Raw genomic sequence first — 11576 nt, 5'->3', positions numbered from 1 at the left:
CGGACGCGGGATGGCCGATGCGTCGGGAACCGATTCGTGCGCGGCGGCGATCGCGCCGAATCGGAACGGGTCTTTGCGTAGCGAAGCCGGCGCAGAATAATTCGGAGTTCGAATGCAAGGAGGTGGCGATCCGGCATCGGGATCGCCACCGGTGCGTCAGAACATGTGACGGATCCCGACGTTCGCGGCGACGGTCGTGCCGGTGACCGCATAAAGCGCGTTGTTGATCCCGAGCCCGGTGTTCATCGTACCGTGGTTGTTGACCATCGCGACCTGCGCGTACAGCGCGGTCGCCTTCGACAGGCTGTAGGTCGTGCCGACGGCCGCGAGCAGCGAGTGATTGGCCGTGTCGTTGCGATCGCTGGTGAACCAGACGCCGCCGTTCAGGTCGACGGCCGGCGTCGCCTGGTAGTCGAGCCCGCCGCCATACACGTTGTTGCTGAACGATCCACCGACCTTGTAGCTCGTGAACGACGCCTTCGCGGTGACGGGACCGAACCGGTACGCGGCGCCGATCGTGCGGCCGACGAAGGCGACGGTGCTGGGCGTCGGCGTCGGATTGGTGCCGTCGTTGCCGTCGTAGAACGCGGCGTCGATCATGAAGCCCTCATGTTCGTACTTGAGGCTCGCCGAATACTGGCGGCCGGCCTGGAAGTCGCCGGCCTTGCCGCCGAACGCGAACATCGCGCTGCCGGTGAGGCCGGCGATCGTCGGGCTTGTATACGACACTGCGTTCGGGTTGAACAGGCCCGTCACCAGCACGTTGTCGACGTAATTGATCAGCCCGCTGCCGAAGTGCGAGAAGCTGCGTGGATCCGAATCGAAGATCGCGAGCAGGAATGGCGAATACTGCACGCCCGCCTTGACCGTGCCGAAGCCGCCGTCGAGGCCGACCCACGCCTGGCGGCCGAAGAAGTTGCCGTTCGAATGGGCGAACGCGCCGTTGGTGACGGCAAAGCCGCTTTCGAGCTGGAATTTCGCCTTGAGGCCGCCACCGAGGTCCTCGGTGCCGGTCATCCCGAACGTCGTCGGCGTCATGCCGGTGTCGGTCATCGCGAACTGATGGCCGGCGTTCGTGCCAGTGGCTGCGTCGAGCGTCTTGCTCGTATACAGCAACGCGGCGTCGAGATTGCCGTACAGCGTCACGCTGCTTTGCGCGAACGCGCCACCGCTAACTACGGCGCCCGCCAGCGCGGCGCAACCGATCACGATTCTGCTTTTCATTGAGTGTCTCCAGTGTTGTTGTACGTCGATGCATTGAACGGGGGGATGCGGCGGACGTCCGCGAAGCGGTGTCCGGCGCGCGGGCCGCATACGCAGGGTGGGGCGCGGCGAAACGCACGTGCGTGGCCGGGTGTCGGCCGCGTGCGACGCGTTCGTGGCGGGGATGGGCGCCGGAACGCGCGTGCGTCGAAGAATTCGGGCGGGGCCGGCCGACGCCGGCCCCGTCATTCAGAGCGACTGGCCGAGCTGCTCGAGGATCGCCGGGTTCTCGAGCGTGGAGGTGTCCTGCGTGATCGCCTCGCCCTTCGCGAGCGAGCGCAGCAGGCGCCGCATGATCTTGCCCGAGCGCGTCTTCGGCAGGTTGTCGCCGAAGCGGATGTCCTTCGGCTTCGCGATCGGACCGATCTGCTTGCCCACCCAGTCGCGCAGCGTCTTGGCCAGCGCCGCGGCCTCCTCGCCTTCCGGACGCGAACGCTTGAGCACCACGAACGCGACCACCGCCTCGCCCGTCGTGTCGTCCGGGCGACCGACCACCGCCGCTTCCGCCACCAGCTCGTGCGACACCAGCGCCGACTCGATCTCCATCGTCCCGAGCCGGTGGCCCGACACGTTCAGCACGTCGTCGATGCGGCCCATGATCGTGAAGTAGCCGGTGTCCTTGTCGCGCACCGTGCCGTCGCCGGCGAGGTACAGCCGCCCGCCGAGTTCCTCCGGGTAATAGCTCTTCCTGAAGCGCTCCGGGTCGCCCCAGATCGTGCGGATCATCGCCGGCCACGGACGCTTGACGACGAGAATGCCGCCTTGCCCGTTCGGCACGTCCTGGCCCGTTTCGTCGACCACCGCGGCCATGATGCCCGGCAGCGGCAGCGTGCACGAACCCGGCACCGTCGGCGTCGCGCCCGGCAGCGGCGTGATCATGTGGCCGCCGGTTTCGGTCTGCCACCACGTGTCGACGATCGGGCAGCGCTCCTGGCCGACGTGCTTGTGGTACCACATCCACGCTTCCGGATTGATCGGCTCGCCGACCGTGCCGATGATGCGCAGGCTCGACAGGTCGTAGCTCTTCGGGTGGACGTGGTCGTCGGCTTCCGCGGCCTTGATCAGCGAGCGGATCGCGGTCGGCGCGGTGTAGAACACCGTGACCTTGTGAGCGTCGATCATCTTCCAGAAGCGGCCGGCGTCCGGATAGGTCGGCACGCCTTCGAACACGACCTGCGTGCCGCCGCACGCGAGCGGGCCGTAGGTGATGTACGTGTGGCCGGTGACCCAGCCGATGTCGGCCGTGCACCAGAACACGTCGGCGGGCTTCCAGTCGAAGGTCCACTTCATCGTCTGCGCGGCCCACAGCAGGTAGCCGCCGGTGCTGTGCTGCACGCCCTTGGGCTTGCCGGTCGAGCCCGACGTATAGAGGATGAACAGCGGATGCTCGGCGCCGACCCATTCCGGAGCGCACGTGTCGGACTCGCCGTCGGCGATCTCGTGCATCCACAGGTCGCGCCCGGCGTGCCAGTCGATCTTGCCGCCGGTGCGGCGGTAGACGATCACGCTCTTCACGGCCTCGCAGCCGCCCATCGCGAGCGCCTCGTCGGCGATGCTCTTGAGCGGCAGCGTCTTGCCGCCGCGCGCCTGTTCGTCGGCGGTGATGAGCGCGACCGCGCCGACGTCGACGAGCCGCTCGTTGAGCGACTTCGCGGAGAAGCCGCCGAACACGACCGAGTGCGTGGCGCCGATGCGCGCGCAGGCCTGCATCGCGACGATGCCCTCGATCGACATCGGGATGTAGATGACGACGCGATCGCCCTTGCCGATGCCGCGTTTCTTCAGCGCATTCGCGAAGCGCGACACGCGCGCGAGCAGATCGGCGTAGGTGACGCGCGTGACGGTGCCGTCGTCGGCCTCGAAGATGATCGCGACGCGTTCGCCGTTGCCGGCTTCGACGTGACGATCGAGGCAGTTGTACGACGCGTTGAGCTCGCCGTCGTCGAACCACTTGTAGAACGGCGCATTGCTCTCGTCGAGCACCCTGGTGAACGGCTTGTGCCAGGTCAGGCCCTCGCGCGCGAGGCGCGCCCAGAAGCCTTCGTAATCCTGCTCGGCTTCGGCGGCCAGCGCGCGGTAGGCCGGCATGCCGGAAATGGTCGCACGCTCGCGCGCGTCGGCCGTCGGTTCGAAGATTCGGTGCTCCTGAAGGATCGATACGAGGGCAGTCAAGATGGTCTCCATGAAAATCGTCGGATGCGGCATGACCGTTGAAACGCAACTTGCATGCCAAATGCGAGGATTGGTGGTCTGAACGGCGTGCAGGCGCGCTGTTGTGCGGCTCGCGACGATTGATATGCACTGCAGATCAATGAAGGATAGAAAGCGGCACGCGCTTGCCGGCACTTACGTTGCGTCGAAATGCAGCAACCGGTGTTGCAAGCGTCAACACGACACACGGCGTTCGTGCCGTGCGGCGCGCGTCGTGCTATGCGATGAACGACCGGAGCACGCCGAGCGCGTCCGACGCGCGAAGGCGGGTGAGCGCCGACGCCTCGATCTGCCGCACGCGTTCCGCGGACAGGTTCATCTGGCGGCCGATGTCGCGCAGCGAGCATCCTTCGTCGGCATGCAGCCCGTAGCGCAGCCGGAGCACCGTCGCCTCGCGCGGCGGCAGCCTGTCGATCGCGGCGGCGATCATGTTGCGCAACTGCATGGCGCCTGCGGCGTCCTCGGGTGACGGCGACGACAGGTCCGGCGCGATGTCGGCGAACGTCATGTCGCCTTCCGGCGAAACCGGCAGGTCTGCCGACACCGGTTCCTTCACGATCGCCAGCAAGTCGCGCACCTTGTCGACCGGCTCGCCCATGTGCACGGCCAGTTCTGTCGGCGTCGCGGCGATGCCCGCGCGTTGCCGATGCTCGCGCGCGAGCCGCGTCAGCTTGTTCAGCGCGTCGACCGTATGCGTCGGCACGCGGATCGTGCGGCCGAGGTCGGCGAGCGCATGCGTGATTGCCTGCCGGATCCACCAGGTCGCGTAGGTCGAGAACCGGAAGCCGCGGCGGTAGTCGTAGCGCTCGATGGCCTTCAACAGGCCGATGTTGCCTTCCTGGATCAGGTCGGCGAACGGCAGGCCGCGATCGGGATAGCGCTTCGCGATCGACACGACGAGCCGCAGGTTCGCGTCGAACAAGCCGGCTTTCGCGGGCTGCATCGCGCGTTCGATCGCATCGAGCCGGGCATCGAGCGACGCGGTCGGATCGGGCGGCAATTCAGACGCCGGTGCGTCGCGCGCGATCGCGGCGCGTGCATCGATGAATTCGGCCGCGCGTCGCGTCAGCGTCGGCGCGCAGGCCGGATGTGAGGCAAGGCACGACGCGAGCCAGCCGGCGTGATCGTCGTGGTCCGTCTGTGCGAACGACGGCGGGACGCCGGCTTCGGCCAACAGGCGCGCCAGCCGTCCCCGCAGTGCGCGATGCCGGCGTGCGCGGCTGCGCAGCGGCTCGCTCATCCGTTCGAGTGCACGCGCCGACAGGCAAAGCGTACCGAGCAGCGCCGCGGCGTCGCGCACATGCATGCGATACGAGGTAGACGCGACGCCACCGGATGCCAGCGCGGCACGGATGTTGTCGGCGATCGCGTCGATACGAGCGAGTCGTGTCAATACCGCGTCGCGCCAAGCCGAATCCTCCGAGGGCGCCTCGTCGTCGCACCCGGCGTCGCCGGCGGACGCGCGGCGCGCACCTGCCTCGGCGTGGTTGCAGGCTCGATCGTCGCGCGGAGCGTCGGCCAGGAAGAGCACATAGGTCGATGCGGCGGTCCGGCACTCGGCAATCTCGGTACGCATCGACACGAGCACGTCGAGCGCATCGGGATCGCCGCACAGCACCGCGACCGACGCTGCGCGGCCGCGCTCGATGCGTTGCGCGTACGCGAATTCCTCGTCGCGCGTGAGGAGCGGCGTCGTGCCCATCTCGCGCAGGTACAGCCGGACCGGATCGGTCGTGCGCGGGGCGAGCAGGTCCGCTGCGGCGAGCGTGCCGTCGCCGTCTCCGTCGACCCATGCGCGTGCGGGCGGCGCGGACCGGAAGTAACGGTCGAGTGTCCAGCCGCTCGCGGTATCGGCGCGCTCGGACACCGCGATGCCGAGTTCGGCGAGCACGGCGGCAGCCGCGTCGATACTGCTTTCGTTTGCGTCGTCGTCGGACAGCGCATCGACGATGTCGGCGCGCGTGACGAAGCCGCGCGACAGGCCGGTCGCAATCAGCGCGTGCAGATGCGCGACGGTGTGCGGCGGCGCGCCGTCCTCGATGCCGGCGGCGGCCGCCGGTGCGCGCCGTGCCGGCAGCCCGTCGCGCGACGCGTCACGCGCGCTTCGCATACACGTTGCACCAGCCGTCCGCCGCCACCAGCTTGCCGGCGAACATCGGGCACGTGCCGGCGGCATCCGCCGCTTCGCCCTTGTAAAAGCGGCAGTTCGCACAGCGCTGACCGGCCTGGTATTTCGGGAACTGCGCGGTGTCGACGCTGGACGCGTGCGCGCGATAGCCGAGCGTCTTCGCGGCGGCGTCGTTCTCGTCGACCAGCGGCGGGGCCGCGCATGCCGTGCGGGCCGCGGCGAGCGTCGCACACAGGCCGATGGCGTTGATGATGAAGGTTCTGCGGGAGGTCGGGTACGTCACGGTCGTTTCCTGTTGAAGATGAAATCGTGCGGAAGGGCGCGGCCCCCATCGCGAGGCGGTGCCGCTTGCCCGGCGTTACTGGCTTGCGTCCTTGTGCGCGGCGGGACCGGCGACGAGCGGCGCGGTCGACGCGTGTGCGGTATCGGCCGTCAACTTGCTCTTGCTGGCGGCATAGCCGTTCGACGCGAGCAGGAAGGCCATCAGATCCGCGTATTCGTCGTCCTTCAGCTTGCCCGGCTGGTCCGCCGGCATGTTGGTGGCCATGTAGCCGAACACGCCACCGATCGTCAGGTGCGAATGCGACAGCGGCGCGAACGACGGGCCGCTCAACGCGGGCGCGGTGTTGCCTTCGAGATCGGCGCCGTGGCACTTTGCGCACGCGTTGCCGTAGATTTCCTTGCCATGGGCGACCTGGCTCGCGTCGAAGGACGGTGCCGCGTCGCCGGTGCTCGCGCCGACGCGGATGAAACCGCCGCCGGCAGGCACGTTGCGCGCGCGCAGCAGGTTACCGGGCGCGCGGCCTGCGCTCGCCGTCGCGCCGTCGAGGAAACGGGACGGCATGCGCGACTCGTGCGCTTCGAGCGCGCTACCGGGCAGCGCCCACTTGCGGGTCAGCGCGGCGAGCCGGCCGTTGTTCTTCATCTGCGTGAGTGCCGCGTCGATACGCTGCTGCAACGCGGCCGAGCGCGGCGCGAACGCGAACGTGAGCTGCCATTCCGCATACGGCGACGAGGTCGCGCCGATGCGGAACCCCTGTTTCGGATGCGCGGCCTGATACGCGACGACTGCCGGATACCAGACGATCGCGCGATGCGCGCGGCCGCGCGCGACCGCGTCCACCGTTTGCTCGGACGTGTTCTCGAGATCGAAGCGTGCGTTCTTTTGCTGAACCGCGATCAGTTGCGCGGGGCTCGCGTAGGTCGCCGCGACGATTTCGCGGTCGGTGGCCGGCGCGCCGCCATCGCGACGCGTGACGCTCACGTAGCCCGAGCGCAGGTAGCCTTGCGAGAACAGCAGCTTCGTATCCGATGCGTCGGCGATGGCCGAGCGCGGAAAGCCGGCGAGCACGTCGCAGTCGTGTTCGAGGAGGTGGGCGAGCTCGTGGGCGGACACGCCGTCGTCGTCGCTGCCGCCCGCGTCGTGTCCCGAGAAGGTCGCGGCGATACCGGCCGTGCGGAACGCGTCGCGGGCGACGGCCTTGTCGAGCGCGGCCGTCGGCGTGCCAGGCAGCGAGCACACGCGCACCGCCGTCGCGGCCGTGGAGAGCGCCGGTGTCAGCGCCGTGCCTGCCGCGAGCGCACAGGCCACGGCGAGGCGGGAAAGTCGGAGGTTCATGATCGTACGCCCGGTTGAAATGGAGAAGGAGAGGGCGCCCGCGCCGGCGGCGCGGGCGCAATGCGATTGCGCCGGCTGACGATCAGCCGCGGTCAAGGGCGAACACGTACAGCGTGCCGCCGCGCGGCACGTCGTCCGCCGCCTTGGCCATCGGGCCGCCCCAGATCGGATTCGCACCGCCGTAGCCGGCGAGCACCGCTACGTACTCCTTGCCGTCGACTTCAAAGACGGACGGTTGCGCGATGATCCCGCTCGCGAGCTTCGGGCTCTCCCACAGCACCTTGCCGGTGGTGACGTCGAACGCGTACAGGTGGCCGTCGAGCGAGCCGCTGAACGCGAGGCCGCTCGCGGTCGTCGCGACGCCGCCGTTCCAGGGCAGCTTGCTCCAGTGGCTCCATACCTTCTTGCCGGTGTTCACGTCGATTGCCTGGAGTTCGCCGTAGCCTTCGCTGCCCGGCTCCGGCTTGATCTCGAAGCCCTCGCCGAGATACGGCAGCCCTTCCATGTAGTTGACCGACTTGCCCGACAGGCTCATGCACGCATGCAGCGAAGGAACGATCGCGAGATGGCGCACCGGGTCGTACGACACCGACCACCAGTTCTTGCCGCCGAGGAAGCTCGGGCACGTGTCGATCGTCGTGCCGACCTTCGGATACTTCGCGGGATCCTGGATCGGCGCACCGTCTTCCGTGTAGCCGGTCACCGACGTCGCCTTCACGAACGGTTCCGCATAGATCAGCTTGCCGGTGTCCCGATCGATCGCATGGAAGTAGCCGTTGCGGTCCGCGTGGATGATCGCGTCGTGCTCCTTGCCCTTGTACTTGATCGTCGCGAGCACGGGCGTGTTGACGCCGTCATAGTCCCAGGTGTCGTGCTTCGTGTACTGGTAGTGCCACTTGAGGTCGCCGTTCTTCGGATCCAGCGCGAGCAATGAATCGGAGTACAGATTGTCGCCGGGGCGCAGGTCAGCGAGCCACGGCCCCGGGTTGCCGACGCCCCAGTACAGCGTGCGCGTTGCCGCGTCATAGGTGCCGGTCAGCCACGCCGGGGCGCCGCCGTGCGCCTGCATGCCGTCGGGCCAGGTGTCGCCGTGCTTCTCGCCCTGGCCGGGGATCGTGAAGCGCTTCCACAGCAGCGTACCGTCGTTCGGGCTCAGCGCCGCGATGAAGCCGCGCGCGCCGTATTCGCCGCCCGAGCTGCCCACCACGATCGCGCCGTCGAGCGCGAGCGGCGCGAGCGAGAACGCGTAGCCGAGCCCCGGTTCGAACATCTGCTTCTTCCACACGAGCGCGCCCGTTTGCGCGTCGAGGGCGGCCACCTCGCCGCTCAGCATCGCGACGTATACGTTCTTGCCGTACAGCGCGACGCCGCGGTTCACGACGTCGCAGCAGGCCGTCTTGAACGATTCCGCGCCGAGTTTCGGTTCGTATTTCCACAACTGCGCACCGGTGGCCGCGTCGAACGCGTACACGTTGTCCTTCGGCGTGGTGACGAACAGATAGCGGCCGTTGACGATCGGCGTGGCTTCGAAGCCCTGCTTCAGCTCGGCCGGAAACTTGTAGCTCCACGCCAGCGTGAGCTGCTTCACGTTCGACGCGTCGATCTGCTTGAGCGGCGAATGCGCCTGGCCGTTGTACGTGCGGTAGTAAGTGAGCCAGCCCGGATCGCGTTGCGCATCCGTGAGCCGCTGATACGTGACGGCCGGATAATCCGCGGCAGCGTCCACCAGGCCGGGATTCAAGGCGATCGCTGCTGCCGCCGCGATTCCGATGGTTGCCAGTCGGCTCGTCGAAGCCGAGAGTTTTTTCATGGTTGTCTCCTGAGTCATTGTGGTCGCACCGCGGCCAACACTTGGCCGGGCCGGCAGGGTGGGGATCCGGATCCAGTGCGCAGCCAGTCACGCAAATCGCATGCCATTGCGGCGCATGCCCTGTCGCGCAACGCACAGCGGCCGATCGAACGGGTCGTGGCGACGTGCGCTGGCACGGCGCGAATGATCCGCATGTGTTGCGTTCGGGGACAGCCTCGGGCGGAGTGTTGCGAAAGATGACAGTGCGGTGCGCGGGCAGAGGTGTCGCGCTGCTGATCCAAATTGACACAGGCGCAACGCGGGTGACACGAAATGCAACAGGTGCGCGCTTGCGTCTCGATGTGCGGCGGCTGCGCCGGGCGATCGGCCGGGCGTTGCACGCATCGGCATGCTTCTTGCCGTTCGACACGGAAATGTTTCCGCGCTGCGAGAGGCTGCCATGCATGTCCCGATTTCGTCCTATGCCGCGCGCAAATGCGAACGCCGCCGTGTGGTCGCGCTCGCATACGGCGTCGCGCCTGCCCACGCGTACGCAGCGACGATCGCGATGCCGCAGGCCGTGCGCCGACGCGAGCCGGTGCGGGCCGTCGGGCTGACGATATTTGCCGTCCATGCGGCCATCGTGGTCGCCCTGTGGCATGCCTGGGTACCCGATCGACGCCCCGCGCTGCTGCGCGCACTGGCCGTCGAGGTGGACGCAAGCGAATTCGCGCAAGCGGCAGAACCCGGCGTGCACAGTTGGCGGGATGTGGCGACACAGGTTCCTCCCGAGCGCACGCCGTCGCGTTCGAGCCGGGACACAGTCGTACATCGAGAGAATCGGTCAACGGCGGTCGTAACGCGCCAGATCGATCATGCCGCTTCTTCGCGCAAGTCCGCTGGCGCGATTGCCGCGGCGCAGCCGGACGGAGAACGACCCGTGCCGGAGCGGGAACCGGTTCAGCCTGCCGCTGCAAATGCAGCGGCGGATACTGCGACGATGCCCGCGCGTGCGATGCCAGCCGAGCGATCGTCGGCGGCAGCCGAACCCGTGACCGCGCCGCGCTTCGCGGCGGCCTACCTGCACAACCCCGCACCCGATTACCCGGACATCGCGCAGCGGCGCGGCTGGGAAGGCACCACGTTCCTGAACGTGCATGTGCTCGCGAACGGCCGAGCCGACCAAGTGCTGCTCTCGGCGAGCAGCGGACACGACGCGCTCGACGATGCGGCCGTCGCGGCGGTCACGGACTGGCGCTTCGTGCCGGCGAAGCGCGGTGCGGAATCGACTGACGGATGGGTCAGGGTGCCGGTCGTGTTCAAACTCGGAAACTAAGGAATCCGTCATGTCAAATTTCATCCACTACGCGGTCATTGGCGCGTTTGTGCTCCTCGCGATGTTGTCGGCGCTCACCTGGACGCTGATCGTCGTCAAGACGCTGCTGTATGCGCGCGTCGCGTTCGGTAACCGCCGTTTTGCCGCGCGACGCGGCGATCGTGCGGCGCTGTCGATGCCGGCGGACGACGATGTGGCCGGCAGCCTGAACGCGCGCTTGCAGCGCGCGGTGTGCGTTGCATTGCGCGATCTCGATGCAGCCGAGCCGGACGTACCGGCCACGCTGGCCGCATGGGATCGCCGCGACCTGCTCGAACGCACGCTCGCGCGCGAGATCCGGCGCGCGCAGCGCTCGCTCGAGCGCGGGCTTGCGGTGCTCGCGTCGATCGCGAACGTCGCACCGTTCGTCGGGCTGTTTGGCACCGTGTTCGGCATCGTCCACACGTTGCAGTCGATGTCGGCCGCGAACGGCATCGAAGCGATCGCGGCGCCGATCGGCCAGGCGCTGGTCGCGACCGGGATCGGCATCGGCGTCGCGATTCCGGCCGTGCTGGCTTACAACCTGTTCCTGCGCCGGCAAAAGATCGTGACGGCCGGGCTCGACGAGTTCGGGCAGGACCTGATCGCGCTGGCCGAGCAGCGGCGGTTCAGGGTCGACGCACCGGTGCACGCCGCGCCACCGGCTACCAGCAGCGCGGGCACCGTGCGTCCGGCGGCCGTATGAAGACGGATGAACGGGAAGCCGACGTGGGCGAGCCGCTCGGCGAGATCAACGTGACGCCGCTCGTCGACGTCGTCCTCGTGTTGCTGGTGATCTTCATGGTCGCCGCGCCGTTGATGACGCATGCGATCCGCATCGACCTGCCGAAGGCAGCCGCCACCGCACACGACGCGCACGCATCGGCCGTCGTCGTGACCGTCGACGCGCACGGCGCGATCCGTATCGATGGCGCGCCGGCCATGCCGGCGGAGGTAGAGACCGTGCTGGCACGCCGCGTCGCGCGCGACCCGCAGACAAGCGTCAGCCTGCACGCCGACCGCAACGAGTCGTTCGGTACCGTGGCCGGCGTCATCGCGTCGATCGGGCGCGCGCGTGTCGCGCATGTCGCGATCGCGACGGCAGACGTTGATTCCGGTGCGGCGCGATAAGGCGATCGACGCAAAGTCGCGCGATCGACGATGCGTCGATATGGACAACGATATAACGACGCTGAAACAAGAAAACAGGAGA

General features: G+C 68.1%; 9 protein-coding genes. 3 read left to right on the top strand and 6 right to left on the bottom strand.

The genetic code is table 11. From position 1 onward, the window contains the following. Positions 1 to 156: 156 nt before the first annotated feature. The 6 genes from WS51_RS29360 to WS51_RS29335 form a co-directional block, all read right to left on the bottom strand. Positions 157 to 1224, bottom strand: a complete 1068-nt coding sequence (locus WS51_RS29360) for a porin (RefSeq protein ID WP_059505756.1) — start codon at positions 1222 to 1224, stop codon at positions 157 to 159. Positions 1225 to 1452: 228 nt separating this feature from the next. Then, positions 1453 to 3447 (bottom strand): acetate--CoA ligase, encoded by a 1995-nt coding sequence (gene acs / locus WS51_RS29355; RefSeq protein ID WP_069230389.1) that lies wholly within the window; start codon positions 3445 to 3447, stop codon positions 1453 to 1455. 244 nt (positions 3448 to 3691) lie between these two features. After that, positions 3692 to 5551 (bottom strand): sigma-70 family RNA polymerase sigma factor, encoded by a 1860-nt coding sequence (locus tag WS51_RS29350; protein ID WP_081333654.1) that lies wholly within the window; start codon positions 5549 to 5551, stop codon positions 3692 to 3694. A gap of 16 nt (positions 5552 to 5567) precedes the next feature. Next, positions 5568 to 5885 carry a high-potential iron-sulfur protein gene (locus WS51_RS29345; protein ID WP_059452222.1) on the bottom strand — a complete coding sequence of 106 codons (318 nt, stop codon included), beginning with the start codon at positions 5883 to 5885 and terminating at the stop codon, positions 5568 to 5570. A 75-nt stretch (positions 5886 to 5960) separates the two neighbouring features. After that, positions 5961 to 7220 carry a c-type cytochrome gene (locus WS51_RS29340; RefSeq protein ID WP_069230286.1) on the bottom strand — a complete coding sequence of 420 codons (1260 nt, stop codon included), beginning with the start codon at positions 7218 to 7220 and terminating at the stop codon, positions 5961 to 5963. An 82-nt stretch (positions 7221 to 7302) separates the two neighbouring features. Continuing rightward, entirely contained in the window at positions 7303 to 9030 is a 1728-nt protein-coding gene (locus tag WS51_RS29335) for a methanol/ethanol family PQQ-dependent dehydrogenase (protein ID WP_069230285.1), read from the bottom strand. A gap of 490 nt (positions 9031 to 9520) precedes the next feature. Between WS51_RS29335 and WS51_RS29330 the strand changes: the two genes are divergently transcribed. The 3 genes from WS51_RS29330 to WS51_RS29320 are packed head-to-tail and all read left to right on the top strand — an operon-like array spanning position 9521 to position 11494. Then, positions 9521 to 10345: an energy transducer TonB gene (locus tag WS51_RS29330; RefSeq protein ID WP_236872412.1), complete on the top strand. Its 825-nt coding sequence runs from the start codon at positions 9521 to 9523 to the stop codon at positions 10343 to 10345. A 10-nt stretch (positions 10346 to 10355) separates the two neighbouring features. Then, entirely contained in the window at positions 10356 to 11069 is a 714-nt protein-coding gene (locus WS51_RS29325) for a MotA/TolQ/ExbB proton channel family protein (protein ID WP_069230283.1), read from the top strand. Beyond that, positions 11066 to 11494, top strand: a complete 429-nt coding sequence (locus WS51_RS29320; RefSeq protein WP_069230282.1) for an ExbD/TolR family protein — start codon at positions 11066 to 11068, stop codon at positions 11492 to 11494. The genes WS51_RS29325 and WS51_RS29320 overlap by 4 nt, the downstream gene beginning before the upstream one ends. The last annotated feature ends 82 nt before the right edge of the window (positions 11495 to 11576 follow it).

It is taken from the genome of Burkholderia territorii (assembly GCF_001718335.1).
Classification (GTDB): Bacteria; Pseudomonadota; Gammaproteobacteria; order Burkholderiales; family Burkholderiaceae; genus Burkholderia; species Burkholderia territorii.
This window is presented reverse-complemented; position numbering and strand designations above follow the sequence as displayed.